The sequence below is a fragment of the Erythrobacter sp. JK5 genome, from assembly GCF_018205975.1.
Lineage (GTDB): Bacteria > Pseudomonadota > Alphaproteobacteria > Sphingomonadales > Sphingomonadaceae > Erythrobacter.
The window spans coordinates 2,386,476-2,399,594 of sequence record NZ_CP073577.1 but is presented as its reverse complement, the minus strand read 5'-3'; the positions used below and the strand labels follow the sequence as shown (position 1 = coordinate 2,399,594).

Sequence of the window (13,119 nt, the reverse complement as noted above, 5' to 3'; positions counted from 1 at the left end):
TGCTAGTCCCGCATGTCGGGATGCGCATACAGGGCCAGGAACCAGTCCGGCAGGTCGTCGCCGATGCGCACGGCCCGGCCCTGCCGCAGTTCGAGCAGAACCCGGGGGCGCTCGTTCAGCGCCGAGCTGTCGAACACCAGCGCCCGGTCGGCCATGAGCGCCGCCTGCCGGATCAGCGCCTGATTGCGTTCGAACCGTTCGCGGATCTTGTGTTCGGGCACCTCGTGCCCGCCTTCGGAAATCCGCGCCTTGACGCGCGCGACCGCCAGATCGGGGGTCGCGACGTTGAGGTGAAACACGATCAGGCGAAACCCGGCGTCACGGGCGGAAGCCAGCAATTCGAGCTTCGACGGGTGCGAGAACACCGTTTCCATCACGAAACTGGCCCCCTGGCGAATGTACTCCTCGCGCCGTTCGCCGGCGATCCGGGCTGCCGTGTAGGCGGCATCGAGCGACGGATCGCGCAATTCGTCGCGCTGGATGATATCGGCGTTGACGAATGGCGCGTTGACCCGCGCCTTCAGGACGGTGTCGTAGAAGGTGGTCTTGCCCGCCCCGTTCGGCCCGGCGATGAGGAACAGCGTCGGACACCCTGCGGCAATCGCCATCAGGACCCGCGACCGGCTTTCCGTGTTTCGGCATCATCGGTCAGACCCGCGCCCAGCCCCCTGGCCCGGCGATCGGCGAAAAACTGCGCCTGTTCGGGCGTGCCGTCGCGCGCGGCATCGAACAGCCCTTCGACGAAGCTTTCCTGCTCCTCGGTGGTGAGCGCGTCGGGTCCGATCCGCCCGTTGAGGGCATCTGCGACCAGCGAAGAGTTGAAAAAGCGCGATTTTTCGACATTCATCCCGATGCGCACCCAGTGACGCACCTGGCCCGCCAGCGATCGGCTCATCAGCTTGGCTTCACGGCTGATCAGCTCGACCAGCTCTTCATCGATCTTTACGGTTCTCGACATGGTGTCAAAATGACACTTTCGTGTCGAAAAGTCAACGAGACTGTCCGTTGCGCGCGAGCGGCTTGCAACCTTTCGCCGCTTGTGGCGTTAGCTCGGCAAAGCCAATCTGTCGAAACCCGAGGAAAATGACCGTGCCCCATACAATCCGCATCCTCGCCGCATCGGCGCTTCTCGCACTCGCCGCCTGCCAGCAGGCCCCCGCCGAGGCTCCGCCGCTGGCCGAAGGGACCTGGACCGTCGACAGCGACGCCTCGCGACTCAACTATGTCAGCGTGAAGTCGGGCGAAATTGCCGAAAACAACCATTTCACGGGCCTTTCGGGCAGCGTCGCCCCCGATGGCGCGGCGACGGTCGAGATCGACCTCGCCACGGTCAGCACCGGGGTCGATATCCGCAACGAGCGGATGCGCGAGATTTTCTTCAACGTCGCCGAGTTTCCCAAAGCGACGATCACCGCGCAGGTCGATCCTGCCGCGTTCGAAGCGCTTGCAGTGGGCGAAAGCACCACCCAACCGCTCAAGGGCACGCTCAGCGTCAAGGGCGCGGAAACCGCGATCGACACCGAGGTCGACGTCACCCGTGTCTCCGCCGACCGCGTGCTGGTCGCCTCGAAGGAGCCGGTGATCGTCTACGCCGATGCGCTCGACCTGACTGAGGGGCTGGCGCAGTTGCAGCAGCTTGCCGGGTTGCCGTCGATCACGCCCGCCGTGCCGGTGACTTTCTCGATCGCGTTCGAGCGGTAGACCCCATTGCCGACAATCTTCACCCATGCGGTGGTGCCGATGGCAATCGCCGTTGCGGCAGGGGGCGGGCGGATTTCGCCCCGGCTGGCCATCGCGGGTGCGATGTTTGCAATTTTGCCCGATGCCGACGTGATCGGGTTCGGGTTGGGAATCGACTATGCCGACCCGTGGGGTCACCGCGGCGCGACGCATTCGCTGGCCTTCGCGGCGCTGTGCGCGGCGGCGCTGGCGCTGGTGTGGAAGGAAGCGCGCAGCCTCACCGGTCTCGCCTTCCTGTTCCTTGCCATGGCCAGCCACGGGCTGCTCGATACGCTCACCAGCGGCGGGCTGGGATCGGCGCTGTGGTGGCCGTTCCACCAGGCGCGGATCTTTGCGCCGGCAACCCCGATCCGGGTTTCGCCGATCGGCCTGTCGTTCTTCTCGCCGCGCGGACTGGTCACGATCGTGTCGGAACTCGTATGGGTCTGGCTGCCCTGCTCCGCGCTTGCGCTTGCCGGCTGGGGAGCGCGCCATGCAGCTCGACTTGGGGCCCGATGATCGCACCGAAATCCTGCGCCGGGTCCAGGCCGCGCTGATCGAAAGGTTCGGACGGATCGTCCGTCCGCCCGACAAGCGGCGCGAACCGGTGTGGGTGCTGGTTCATGGGGTGATCGGCGCGCAGACCAGGACCGCAGCCTCGAATGCCTCGACCGACGCGCTGATCGCCGAATACGGATCGTGGGAGGAGGTCGCGGCGGCGCCGGTCGACAATCTCGAAGCCCGGCTCCAGCGCCAGACCTTTCCAAGCGTTGCGGCCGAGCGGCTGAAGGCCTGCCTTAACGCCATCATCGCCGAACGCGGCAGCGTCGACCTGCGGCACCTCTCCAATCTCGACACCGCCGATGCGATGGCATGGCTCGAAACGCTGCCCGGAGTAGCGCGCAAGAACTCCGCCGGGGTAATGAACGCCAGCACCTTCGAGCGGCGCGCGATGGTGATCGACGGGCATCACCGCCGGATCATGCAGCGCATGGGGATCGTCCCAGCCAGGGCCGACACGGCGAAGACCTATGACGCGCTGATGCCAATCGTGCCGCCGGAATGGACTGCCGCCGACATGGACGAACACCACCTGCTGCTGAAGAAACTCGGCCAGACCTATTGCCGCCCCCGCAAGGCGAAATGCGATGGCTGCCCGGTGCGCGAGGATTGCGAAACCGGAACCGCATCCGCTCCCGCTCGCTGAACCTTCATGCTCAGCGAAAACGAAGTCGAAGAGGTGTACCGCCGCCTGTCCGAGGCAATGCCGGGCCGGACGAAGAACGCCAAGGGGCCGAAGGGGCAGCCCGACGCATTTCGATCGTGCATCTCCTGCATGCTCTCCGCGCAATCGCTCGATCGCAACACGGCCGCGGCGACGCGCGCGCTGTTCAAGCTGGCGAAAACGCCGGAGGACATGCTCGCGCTCGATGACGAGGCCATCGCCGAAGCGATCAAGCCGTGCGGGCTCTACAACAACAAGACGAAGAACATCCGCAAGTTCTGCACCGCCTTGCTCGAGGAACATGATGGCGCGGTCCCCGACACGCGCGAAGGGTTGATGAGCCTGCCGGGGATCGGGCGCAAATGCGCGGACATCGTGATGAGCTTCACCTTCGGCAAAGACGTGATCGCGGTCGACACCCACGTGCACCGGGTGTGCAATCGCATCGGGCTGACGCAGGCCAAGACGGCGGACAAAACCGCGCAGCAATTGGAAGAGCGCAGCCCCGACTGGGCGATGGCGGACGGGCATTTCTGGCTGATCCAGTTCGGCAAGCGTGTGTGCCGCGCGCGCGTGCCGAAATGCGACATCTGCGTGGTCAGCGAGCTGTGCGAAACCGGCCCGATCACGCGCGACCCGGCCTGACGCTACGGCTTGGGGCCTCCTCAAATGCGCGCTTGCAAGCGAGCGGATTCTCCGCTTGTCTCACGCGAAAATTACCATTCCCGGGAGGACACTGACCCATGAAGACCGCCATCACCGAAATGTTCGGCATCCAGCACCCCATCATTCAGGGCGGGATGCACTACGTCGGCTTTGCCGAACTGGCGGCGGCGGTTTCGAATGCGGGCGGCCTAGGGATCATCACCGGGCTCACGCAGGGCACGCCCGAAAAGCTCGCCAACGAGATCGCGCGCTGCCACGACATGACCGACAAGCCGTTTGGTGTGAACCTCACCATCCTGCCGACGCTGACTCCGCCCGATTATCCCGGTCTTTTGAAGGCGGTCATCGATGGCGGAGTGAAGGTCGTCGAGACCGCCGGGCGCAACCCGGTCGAGCTGCTGCCGCCGCTCAAGGACGCAGGCATCAAGGTGATTCACAAATGCACCAGTGTGCGGCATTCGCTGAAGGCGCAGGAAATCGGCTGCGACGCAGTGTCGGTCGATGGGTTCGAATGCGGCGGGCATCCGGGCGAAGACGACATTCCCAATTTCATCCTGCTGCCGCGCGCGGCGGACGAGCTCGACATTCCCTTCGTCTCAAGCGGCGGCATGGCCGACGGGCGCAGTCTCGTCGCCAGTCTGGCGATGGGCGCGCAGGGGATGAACATGGGCACCCGCTTCATCGCCACCAAGGAAGCGTCCGTGCACGAGAACGTGAAGCGCGCGATCGTCGAGGCCAGCGAACTCGATACCCGCCTTGTGATGCGCCCGCTGCGCAACACCGAACGCGTGCTCCACAACGATGCAGTCGAGCGGCTGCTTGAAAAGGAAAAGGAGCTGGGCGATGCAATCACGATCCAGGATATCCTGCCCGAAGTCGCCGGGGTCTATCCCTCGATCATGATGGAAGGCGACATGGACAAGGGCGCGTGGAGTTGCGGCATGGTCGCGGGGCTGATCAACGATATCCCGACCTGCCAGGACCTGATCGACGGAATCATGAGCCAGGCGGAGGACATTCTCGCGCGAATGAACGCGATGATGCACGAGAAAGTGCCCGCATAGCGGATCTGAGCGGGATTGCCGCCCGGTCAAACCATTACAGTGGGTTAACGCGCCCGTACGCAATCGGGCGAATTCAGGGCCGGGCGCAGCTCCGATGCAGGGTCCGCCTTACTGTCGGACCTGATGATCCTCGGCGGGACGGTGCAGGCGCTCCGACAGCGCCGTTTGCGGCTGACGATCAGCCGTCGGCGTCCTCGCCGTTGTCCACACGGGTGTACGGAACGAAGTCGGCGAAGAACACTGCGCCGGTGAAGAATCCGGCGGAGCGATCGACCGTGGTTACGACATCGAGCTTGCACAGCTCGCTGGCACTGAACCGGCGCGTCACCAGTGCGTCGTCGCTGTCGATCTGGTCGGGATTGCGGGTCCGCTGGACGTAGATCGTGCGACCGCTGCCATAGACGTAGGCGGTCTCGTCGATCACGCGCAGCCGATTGTTGATCCGTGTGCGGATGCATCGTTGCGGCTCGCCGGCGACGCGGCCTTCGAGCAATTTGGCGAGCTTCTGCTCACCCTTGGTCATTTGGTCCGATTCCGGCTGATCCTGTTCGGCCATGGCGGGCGAAACCGCCCCGAGCGTCATGGTGACGGCAGCACCGGCAAGAGCGAGAGCGGACAGGCGGGCGGGACGCGGCAGGCGAAGCATCGGCGGTCTCCTCTTAGACTGGAGCACCACACTGCACCCGCTTGCCTGAACGCGCGATGAGCATCGGGCGCGGCCATGCGGGCCTATTCGTATTCGAGCGTGACCGCGAACTCGCCCTTGTAGACCCCGGGGGCCTGATTGGCTCCCACCTGCAAACGCCCGGCAATCGTGAACGAGAAATAGCCATCGGGATTGGCGATCCGGAACCGACGCGGGCTGGTGCGGATGCGGATCGGCGGCGCGCTGCCGATGGTCATGCGGTCGAGCAGCATGGTCTGGGTGCCGCCTTCGCGGGTCAACAGATAGGTGTTCGCATCGATATTGATCAGCACCGTCTGGTTGAACGTGCCGTACCCCCAGAACCGCGCCGGAATCTGCGTTCCGTCGACCTGCACCACGCCGCCGGTGGTCGTCACCGCGCCGGTCGAATCCATCGTGACTGTGCCGTTGGTGTTCGCCGGGATGATCTGGCCGAAATCGAGGTCGGTCTGCTTGACGAAGCTGAGCGGGGTGACGAGAAACGCCTGCGCATCGGCGCTGTCGGCGTCTTGCGCCAGCGCGGCAACGGGCGCGCAGAAGTACCCAATTGCCGCGTACGGCAGACCGAATTTCCGGAAAATAGACAGCATGATAACCTTGGCGCCCCTGTTGCCAGAGTGGCTAGCGACGATGGGTTAATTTTGGTTTGAGATCATGCTTAATCGGCTCTTGCCGAGCTCGCCGGTTACCGGTGCCCCGGATCGGCACCTTCGGAAATATCGGGCAGGCTCGCCTGGTCGACCCCGTCTGCCGGTCCTCCCTTCAGCACGAACCGCCGGTCGCAATATCCGCAATCGACATAGCCGTGCTCGTCGATCTCGAGATAGATCCGCGGATGGCCGAGCGCAGCGGGGCGATAGCCATCGCCCGCGCGAATGCCGCTGGCACCATCGCAGCTGACCCGGCGAGTTTCGACCAGCAGGACTTCGGGAGGAGGTGGCATGCTCATGCAGCGAGCGAATAATCGCGCCGCGCGGCGAATTCAATTGCTGTTTGTTCCCGAAGCGACCGGGTCAGTTGTAATCGATCGTGACCACGAAGGTGCCGAGATAGCTGCCCGGCTCCTGATCCGCAGCGACATCGAGCGTCCCGCCGACGCGGAAATCGTAGGTGGTACGGAACAGATAGGCGGGCAGGCCGAAGATGATCGTGCGGTTGAAATCGGTGGTGAAATTGCGCAGCGTCATCGTCGCCGTCGGATCGCCCTGATTTACCAGCTGGATCGTGTCGCTGCCTCCCGGGCCGACATAGGTCGGGAAGTCGGCCAGGATCTGACGGGTTATCTCGAACGAGGCAGCCTGCTGTCCGCTATTGAGCGACTGCACCGTCCCGCTGGTCGAGACTGTGCTGTCGACCGCAACGGTGATCGTCCCGCCGCTCGCGCCCGGCAGGATATCGCCGAAATCGAGATCGCCCAGTTTGGTGATGCGGGTATCGCCCTGCAGACGCACGGCGGTGGGGACGCTGGCGGTATCCTGCGCAGAAGCAGGGCTCACCGAAAGCGCGAAGCCAGCGACTGCCAGCGAGATCGAACCGGTCAGGAGGCGGCCGGTCCGGCGAGGCCATCGGAGTTTCAGAGGACGCATCATCTCGCGGTGCTTTACGGGCTCCACGGGCAAATTCGGGTGAAGCAGCATGCCTAATTTTTCGCAAACAAGCGCAGATCGCGATTACTGGTAATCGAGCCGGATTTCGAACGTACCGGTATAAAGGCCCGGCGCCTGGTTGGCATTGACGTTCAGCGTGCCGCCGACGCGAAATATGAAGGTACCGTCTGCCCTGGCGATCCGGAAACGCTCCCAGTTGGGGTTCGAACGCACCGGCGTCAGGTCGGGGTCGCCATTGATGGTGATGTTGGTGACGGTCATGTCCGCGCCTGGGCCGGTCAGCGTGATCGTGTTGCCGATCGGACGGCGCACGCGCACGCGGGCATTGGTCGGACCGTAGCCGCCGAAAGTGGCGGGCTGGCATTCCGCGGTATGGACGAGCCCGCCCGTCGCGGTGCAGCTCGGCGTCGCGGTCGGGGTGAGAACGATGGTCCCGGCGTTCGGCCCGATGATGTCGCCGAAATCCATGTCGGAGAGCTTGGTGATGGTGAGAGGGTCGATCAACCCGACACGCGTAGTGATGCTCTGGTCCGACTGGGCTTGCGCCGTTCCCGGAGCGAGCGCGAGCCCGGCAATGAGCGCTCCCGCCAAGGACGCGCGTCGCGCTGCGCGCAGGCGCGGCGTGGAAGGAAAGCGATCGATCACGACGCTGCACTAGGGCCGCAGGTGTATCCTTGTCCTCACCAAGCAGGGTTAACGGCAGCGCAAGCATTGCGGAATTCGACCATGTGCCTGGACCCTTGCGCGCCCCTGTCGCTGCTCTATGGCGGGCCCATGGCCACACCGCCCGCTATCCGCATCGACAACCTCGTGAAGCGCTACGCCGCGCCCAAGGGAGCGACCGGCGAGGATGCGCAGGGCAAGCTCGCCCTCGACGGGGTCAGCTTCGACGTGCCCGAGGGTTCGATCTTCGGCCTGCTCGGCCCCAATGGCGCGGGCAAATCGACGCTGATCAATATTCTCGCGGGGCTGGTTAACAAGACTTCGGGCAGCGCAGAAATCTGGGGCTTCGACATCGATACGCACCGGCGCAATGCCAGTCGCGCGATCGGGATCGTGCCGCAGGAAATCGTGTTCGACCCGTTCTTTACCCCGTTCGAAGTGCTCGAGAACCAGGGCGGGTTCTACGGAGTTCCCGCAAGCGACCGGCGCAGCGAGGAACTGCTCGCCGCCGTACGCCTCTCGGACAAGCGCGATGCCTATGCTCGCACGCTGTCGGGCGGGATGAAGCGGCGACTGCTGGTCGCCAAGGCGATGGTGCACTCGCCCCCGATCCTGGTGCTCGACGAGCCGACCGCCGGGGTCGACGTCGAACTACGGCGCCAGCTGTGGGAGCTCGTCACCGAGATGAACCGCGAAGGCGTGACCGTGGTGCTGACGACGCACTATCTCGAAGAGGCCGAAGAGCTGTGCGATCGGATCGCGATCATCAATCACGGACAGCTGATCGCCAACAAGCCGACGCAGGAACTGATCGAGATGGCGCGCGACAAGGTGGTTCGGATCGAACTCGACGCGGATATCGCCGAAGTGCCGCGCGAGGCCGAGTTCAACCGCTGCGAATTGCTGACCCCGCGCACGCTCGAAGTGACCTACGATCGCGACGCGACGAGCGCGGGACAGGTGCTGGCGCTGGTGCAATCGCACGGGCACACGATCGTCGACGTGACCACCCGCGAGGCCGATCTCGAGGACGTGTTCGTGCAGCTGACCGGATCGGGCTGAAGCCTTTTCGAACCGGAATCCGATCGGGCCGATCGCTAAGAGTGCTGGTGCCGCCAACGGCGCGGGGCGGTGCGGTGAATATCCTTTCCGCAATGGCGACACGTGCCGACATATTCATCGCCCTCGCGCTCGACATTGCGCCGCAACGGCTGGTGGTGATCGAGCAGGCATTTCGCCAGCGATAGAAACGACATGATACTCCCCCCAGCCAAGTCGCCATAACGGAGCGACATTGCCTCCGCCGACTCAGCGACCCCCGGTCTTTCGGCACGATAGTAACACGTTCGGGTGCTTTCCCTAACGATTACGCCCCGGTGGGCGACACGAATGACAAGCGCCTCGCTCAGTTGCGCCCTTGCCTAGCGCCCCATTGCGGGCCATGGCGGCGCGATGGGAGACACGCCTGAAACCACTCCGGAATACGACATCATCGTCATCGGCTCGGGCGCGGCGGGGTTGACCGCGGCGCTGGCGCTGGCCGAGAGCAAGCGCGTGCTGGTGCTCGCCAAGGGATCGCTCACCGGCGGATCGACTGCCTGGGCGCAGGGCGGAATCGCGGCGGTGCTCGATGCCGGCGACACGTTCGAGAACCACGTGCGCGACACGATGGTCGCGGGTGCCGGGCTGAACGACCGCGAGACGGTCGAATTCGTGATCGAGCGCGCGCCCGCCAGTATCGACCGGCTGTGCGAGCTCGGCGTCCCATTCAACCGCGACGAGGATGCGCTGCACCTCACCCGCGAAGGCGGGCACTCGCACCGGCGGATCGTGCATGTCGACGATGCGACCGGCTGGGCGGTGCAGGAGGCGCTTCTCAAGGCCGCCGAAGCCAATCCCAACATCACCATGCGCGGCGGGCTGACCTGCATCGACTTCATTACCGATCGCCATCGCGAACACTTCTCCGCCGCGGGCCGGGTGTGGGGCGTGTACGCGCTCGACGAGGCAAGCGGCCGGGTCGAGCGGCACGTCGCGCGCGCCACCGTGCTGGCAGCGGGCGGAGCGGGCCGTGTCTACCAGTTCTCGACCGCGCCGCGCGGCGCGACCGGGGACGGGATCGCGATGGCGTGGCGAGCGGGCGCGCGCGTCTCCAACATGGAGATGATGCAGTTCCACCCGACGTGCCTCTATAATCTCGAGGTCAAGAACTTCCTCATCACCGAGGCGGTGCGCGGCGAGGGCGGGCGGCTGTTCCACCCGGAAACCGGCCACCGCTTCATGGAGGATTACGACAAGGAGCGGATGGAGCTCGCGCCCCGCGATGTCGTCGCCCGCGCGATCGACGACCAGATCAAGCGCTACGGCCTCGATTACGTCCATCTCGATATCAGCCACCAGCCGGCGGAGTTCGTGAAGGAACACTTCCCGACGATCCACGAGAAGCTGTCCGGCCTCGGCATCGACATGACTTGCCAGCCGATCCCGGTCGTCCCCGCGCAGCACTACACCTGCGGCGGCGTGGTGGTCGGGCTCGATGCGCGCACCGACCTGCCCGGCCTGTGGGCGGCCGGCGAGTGCACCGAAAGCGGCCTCCATGGCGCGAACCGGCTGGCATCGAACTCGCTGCTCGAATGCTTCGTGTTCGGCGAAGCGGCGGCGAGCGACATCCTTGCGCAATGGGACACCCTCGACCAGCCCCCGCCGATCAAGCCGTGGGACGAAAGCCGCGTGTCGGATTCGGACGAGCAGGTCGTCATCAAGCAGAACTGGACCGAGATCCGCCGTTTCATGTGGAACTACGTCGGCATCGTGCGCACCACCAAACGCCTCGAACGCGCCGCCAACCGCATCGCGCTGCTGAAACAGGAGGTGGAGGATTACTACGGCAGCTTCGTCGTCACCACCGATCTGATCGAACTGCGCAACCTGCTGCAGGCGGCGGAGCTGATTGTGACATCGGCGCTGGCCCGGCACGAAAGCCGCGGGCTGCACTACAATCTGGATTATCCCGAAACCGCGGAGGTGGCGCAGGATACGGTGTTGGTGCCTTAGTCGGCGATGAGACCGCGCTCCTCATCGAATAGCTCGACGAGATACTTCTCAATCTCGTTGGCGGCCTCTGTCCAACACTCGAGGTCCTTATGAGCAGTCAGCTTTGCGCCATCGCTGATGACTCTGAGGGTAGGTGTTCCTCCGTTTGTGATTACTATGGATTCTCGTTCGTTTCGTGGTTTTGCAGCACAATCTTGATTGACCAGCCCCTTCTCCTGCGCGGCAAATACAAGTCGGTTTAGCGTGTCGATTTTCCCTTGGCCCAGTTCACCGGCAATGGGCTTGCCGCGAGACCCACTCCGTGAGCTTGGTGCATTTCTGTCCCATTTTCCGTATTCGATCGAGTATTGGCCAGAATCGAGATCGACGCGCAGCCGACTTGGGTCTCCCCATTCGTGGTGGTCGATGGTCGCAAGCAATGTGCTTTTTGATGGGTCGGCGGATGTGGCGCACCCGACCACAGCAAGTGCGGCGCAAATCGGGAATGCCAACCGAGTCATCAATTCGTTGTCCTCCAGAGGTCATTACTAGTTCATCCGGCCTGGACCACAACATGATCCTCGTTTGCTGGGGGGTGTGAATGGTGATCGCGCTTTGTTGAAATCAGGAAGAATTCTCGGCCTCATGGCTTTCCTTGGCTTTTGGAGCGGCGCGGCCGTTGCCCAAGGACCCACCCCCGCCGAAAACACCATAGTCGTCACCGCGCAGCGTTCGGGCGCGCCGATGTGGACGATCGACACGCCGACCGGCACCATCGTCCTTGTCGGCGAAATCCGTGCGGTGCCCAAATCCACCCCATGGCAGCCCGACCGGCTGGAGGAAGCCACCGCCGAAGCGCAGGGTGTCATCGTCCGCGCGCAGCCCAAGTTCTCTCCCGGAGACGTCTTCCGGCTGATCTTTCGCGGCGGGCGCTTTACCAGGCTGCCCGAAAAGACCGTCGCCGCCGACTATCTCGACGAGGCCCAGCGCGCGCGCCTCGCCGCGCTCGAGGAGCAATACGATCAGGACTACGATCGCGGATCGTTCCTGATGACCGCGTTTGATCTGCTCGCACGGCGGCTCGATTTCGACGACGACACTACCGACGACGCCACCGAAGTGGTCCGCAAGGCGGCGGACAGGGCCGACGTGCCGATCACCCGGCCGGAGAGATTTCGCGGCGAGGACCTGCTCGATAATCTCGCCGACGCCGATCCCGCCTCGCACATCCCCTGCCTCGAAGCGGCGATGGACGCCACCGAAGCGGGGCAGGGCATCATCGCACAGCGCGGCGAGGACTGGCGCAAGTTCGATGTGCCCGCCGTGATGGGCAACCCGCTCGAAATCGCGCTCGGCACTTGCTGGCCGTGGGCCGATGACGCGCTCGGCGAGGAGATCCGCGCGCAATGGGTCGGCATGATCGAAGGCGCGGTCGCGACCGAAGGCGTCACGCTGGCGGTGGTCCCGCTGAGGGTGCTGGCCGAACCGGACGGGGTGCTCGACCAACTCGAAGCGCGCGGCTTCACGATCAGCGGGCCGGAATGGCGGGGCCAACCCTGACGCCCTGATCGCTCGTCGGGCTCCGTATGCAGTTTGTCTGCGTCAAACGGACGCTCGGCGAAACATAACACGGCTCACCGATACCATATTGAAACAATCGTGCCGTCTGGCACTTTGTGATCGGACGCGGCGGGACCCCCGAAACACCCCGATCTGACAACTGCCCGCCGCGCCTGATCGACCAATAGAGCCATCGCACGAGTGTAGGGACTGGTGCTCGGCGCTACCGGTCCTTGCGCTCGATCATCCCGTGATGCCCAGGAAAGGATGATCCGATGAACCGCCTCAACAAGTCTCTTGCCCTACCGGCCGCCGCGTTCGCGCTGGCCGTGTCGTTCGCCGCCCCTGCCGCCGCCGGCAAATCGCAGGATATCGTGGTGACTTCGCATGCCGCGATGCAGGAATGGCAGCAGGAAACCACCCGCGATCTCAACCACGCGCTGACCCGCGCCCCGGTCGCCCGCACCGTGCGGCCCAACGATGCGGTGGTGCAAATCACCTTCACGCTCGGCGAAGACGGCAAGGCCGAAAACCTCGAAGTGCTCGACGGCAAAGGCAACTGGGCCGCGCGCAAGGCCGCGATCTATGCGGTCAAGCGGCTCGACGGGCTCGGCGACGTGCCGGTCTACAATCCGGAGAGCGCACAGTTCCTCGCCAACATCATCTTCGCGAGCAACCGCGAGATTCATGACCAGCTTGCCGCCAAGGCCACCAGCGAAATGCGCGAACGGTACGCGCAGGCGGAATCGGAACGTTACATCCTGCTCGGCGGTTAGGAGCCCCTGCCGCCGACCCGGCCCCGGATTGCGACCCCGGGGGTCGACCGCGCCGCACCTGCACTCGTCTCCAGTCCCTTTTGGGCGAGCGTGGGTTGCGGCGCGTTTGCTTGTGCGGCAA

17 protein-coding genes are annotated in these 13,119 nt (G+C 64.5%); 9 read left to right on the top strand and 8 right to left on the bottom strand.

Annotated features, from left to right (window positions below):
* Positions 1–2 precede the first annotated feature (2 nt).
* Entirely contained in the window at positions 3–608 is a 606-nt protein-coding gene (locus KDC96_RS11670; RefSeq protein WP_249171776.1) for a zeta toxin family protein, read from the bottom strand.
* Positions 608–958, bottom strand: coding sequence for a hypothetical protein (locus KDC96_RS11665; protein ID WP_212448597.1), 351 nt, complete (start codon positions 956–958; stop codon positions 608–610). Before KDC96_RS11665 ends, KDC96_RS11670 begins: the two co-directional genes overlap by 1 nt.
* Positions 959–1,089: 131 nt before the next feature.
* On the opposite strand from KDC96_RS11665, the gene KDC96_RS11660 reads away from it, so the two are divergent.
* The 5 genes from KDC96_RS11660 to KDC96_RS11640 all read left to right on the top strand — a co-directional run bounded on the left by KDC96_RS11660 (position 1,090) and on the right by KDC96_RS11640 (position 4,674).
* Positions 1,090–1,701: a YceI family protein gene (locus KDC96_RS11660; RefSeq protein WP_249171775.1), complete on the top strand. Its 612-nt coding sequence runs from the start codon at positions 1,090–1,092 to the stop codon at positions 1,699–1,701.
* Between the two features lie 6 nt (positions 1,702–1,707).
* On the top strand, positions 1,708–2,238 hold the full coding sequence (locus KDC96_RS11655) for a metal-dependent hydrolase (protein ID WP_212448595.1): 531 nt from the start codon (positions 1,708–1,710) through the stop codon (positions 2,236–2,238).
* Positions 2,213–2,926 (top strand): endonuclease III, encoded by a 714-nt coding sequence (nth, locus tag KDC96_RS11650; protein WP_212448594.1) that lies wholly within the window; start codon positions 2,213–2,215, stop codon positions 2,924–2,926. Before KDC96_RS11655 ends, nth (KDC96_RS11650) begins: the two co-directional genes overlap by 26 nt.
* 6 nt (positions 2,927–2,932) lie before the next feature.
* Complete coding sequence (gene nth, locus KDC96_RS11645) at positions 2,933–3,589, top strand: endonuclease III (RefSeq protein ID WP_212448593.1); 657 nt, start codon at positions 2,933–2,935, stop codon at positions 3,587–3,589.
* A 98-nt stretch (positions 3,590–3,687) separates the two neighbouring features.
* Positions 3,688–4,674: a nitronate monooxygenase family protein gene (locus tag KDC96_RS11640; RefSeq protein ID WP_212448592.1), complete on the top strand. Its 987-nt coding sequence runs from the start codon at positions 3,688–3,690 to the stop codon at positions 4,672–4,674.
* A gap of 178 nt (positions 4,675–4,852) precedes the next feature.
* Here KDC96_RS11640 and KDC96_RS11635 read toward each other — a convergent pair whose 3' ends face one another.
* From KDC96_RS11635 to KDC96_RS11615, 5 genes are all read right to left on the bottom strand, one after another.
* The gene (locus KDC96_RS11635) at positions 4,853–5,320 is read right to left on the bottom strand and encodes a hypothetical protein (RefSeq protein ID WP_212448591.1); all 468 of its coding nucleotides are present in this window, start codon (positions 5,318–5,320) and stop codon (positions 4,853–4,855) included.
* 83 nt (positions 5,321–5,403) lie between these two features.
* Positions 5,404–5,949, bottom strand: a complete 546-nt coding sequence (locus tag KDC96_RS11630) for a DUF4402 domain-containing protein (protein WP_212448590.1) — start codon at positions 5,947–5,949, stop codon at positions 5,404–5,406.
* Between the two features lie 95 nt (positions 5,950–6,044).
* A complete protein-coding gene (locus KDC96_RS11625; RefSeq protein ID WP_371815556.1) occupies positions 6,045–6,302 on the bottom strand; it encodes a zinc-finger domain-containing protein in 258 nt (85 codons plus the stop codon).
* Positions 6,303–6,372: 70 nt separating this feature from the next.
* A complete protein-coding gene (locus KDC96_RS11620; RefSeq protein ID WP_212448588.1) occupies positions 6,373–6,948 on the bottom strand; it encodes a DUF4402 domain-containing protein in 576 nt (191 codons plus the stop codon).
* Between the two features lie 81 nt (positions 6,949–7,029).
* A complete protein-coding gene (locus KDC96_RS11615; RefSeq protein ID WP_212448587.1) occupies positions 7,030–7,611 on the bottom strand; it encodes a DUF4402 domain-containing protein in 582 nt (193 codons plus the stop codon).
* Positions 7,612–7,740: 129 nt separating this feature from the next.
* On the opposite strand from KDC96_RS11615, the gene KDC96_RS11610 reads away from it, so the two are divergent.
* Both KDC96_RS11610 and nadB read left to right on the top strand, forming a co-directional pair.
* Positions 7,741–8,691, top strand: a complete 951-nt coding sequence (locus KDC96_RS11610; RefSeq protein WP_212448586.1) for an ABC transporter ATP-binding protein — start codon at positions 7,741–7,743, stop codon at positions 8,689–8,691.
* Between the two features lie 390 nt (positions 8,692–9,081).
* Positions 9,082–10,683 carry an L-aspartate oxidase gene (nadB, locus tag KDC96_RS11605; RefSeq protein ID WP_212448585.1) on the top strand — a complete coding sequence of 534 codons (1,602 nt, stop codon included), beginning with the start codon at positions 9,082–9,084 and terminating at the stop codon, positions 10,681–10,683.
* Here the strand turns inward: nadB and KDC96_RS11600 are convergent.
* Positions 10,680–11,183 carry a hypothetical protein gene (locus KDC96_RS11600; protein ID WP_212448584.1) on the bottom strand — a complete coding sequence of 168 codons (504 nt, stop codon included), beginning with the start codon at positions 11,181–11,183 and terminating at the stop codon, positions 10,680–10,682. The two genes, nadB and KDC96_RS11600, sit on opposite strands and share 4 nt — an antisense overlap.
* A gap of 124 nt (positions 11,184–11,307) precedes the next feature.
* On the opposite strand from KDC96_RS11600, the gene KDC96_RS11595 reads away from it, so the two are divergent.
* Positions 11,308–12,222, top strand: a complete 915-nt coding sequence (locus KDC96_RS11595) for a TraB/GumN family protein (protein ID WP_249171774.1) — start codon at positions 11,308–11,310, stop codon at positions 12,220–12,222.
* A 275-nt stretch (positions 12,223–12,497) separates the two neighbouring features.
* A complete protein-coding gene (locus KDC96_RS11590; RefSeq protein WP_212448583.1) occupies positions 12,498–12,998 on the top strand; it encodes a hypothetical protein in 501 nt (166 codons plus the stop codon).
* Positions 12,999–13,119 lie beyond the last annotated feature (121 nt).

Excerpts from the sequence above, each read along its gene's own strand:
- KDC96_RS11640 (WP_212448592.1), top strand. The coding sequence starts at position 3,688 with ATGAAGACCGCCATCACCGAAATGTTCGGCATCCAGCACCCCATCATT.
- KDC96_RS11635 (WP_212448591.1), bottom strand. The coding sequence starts at position 5,320 with ATGCTTCGCCTGCCGCGTCCCGCCCGCCTGTCCGCTCTCGCTCTTGCC.
- nth (WP_212448594.1), top strand. The coding sequence starts at position 2,213 with ATGCAGCTCGACTTGGGGCCCGATGATCGCACCGAAATCCTGCGCCGG.
- KDC96_RS11595 (WP_249171774.1), top strand. The coding sequence starts at position 11,308 with ATGGCTTTCCTTGGCTTTTGGAGCGGCGCGGCCGTTGCCCAAGGACCC.
- KDC96_RS11610 (WP_212448586.1), top strand. The coding sequence starts at position 7,741 with ATGGCCACACCGCCCGCTATCCGCATCGACAACCTCGTGAAGCGCTAC.
- KDC96_RS11620 (WP_212448588.1), bottom strand. The coding sequence starts at position 6,948 with ATGATGCGTCCTCTGAAACTCCGATGGCCTCGCCGGACCGGCCGCCTC.
- KDC96_RS11665 (WP_212448597.1), bottom strand. The coding sequence starts at position 958 with ATGTCGAGAACCGTAAAGATCGATGAAGAGCTGGTCGAGCTGATCAGC.
- nth (WP_212448593.1), top strand. The coding sequence starts at position 2,933 with ATGCTCAGCGAAAACGAAGTCGAAGAGGTGTACCGCCGCCTGTCCGAG.
- KDC96_RS11625 (WP_371815556.1), bottom strand. The coding sequence starts at position 6,302 with ATGCCACCTCCTCCCGAAGTCCTGCTGGTCGAAACTCGCCGGGTCAGC.
- nadB (WP_212448585.1), top strand. The coding sequence starts at position 9,082 with ATGGGAGACACGCCTGAAACCACTCCGGAATACGACATCATCGTCATC.
- KDC96_RS11670 (WP_249171776.1), bottom strand. The coding sequence starts at position 608 with ATGGCGATTGCCGCAGGGTGTCCGACGCTGTTCCTCATCGCCGGGCCG.
- KDC96_RS11630 (WP_212448590.1), bottom strand. The coding sequence starts at position 5,949 with ATGCTGTCTATTTTCCGGAAATTCGGTCTGCCGTACGCGGCAATTGGG.
- KDC96_RS11590 (WP_212448583.1), top strand. The coding sequence starts at position 12,498 with ATGAACCGCCTCAACAAGTCTCTTGCCCTACCGGCCGCCGCGTTCGCG.
- KDC96_RS11600 (WP_212448584.1), bottom strand. The coding sequence starts at position 11,183 with ATGACTCGGTTGGCATTCCCGATTTGCGCCGCACTTGCTGTGGTCGGG.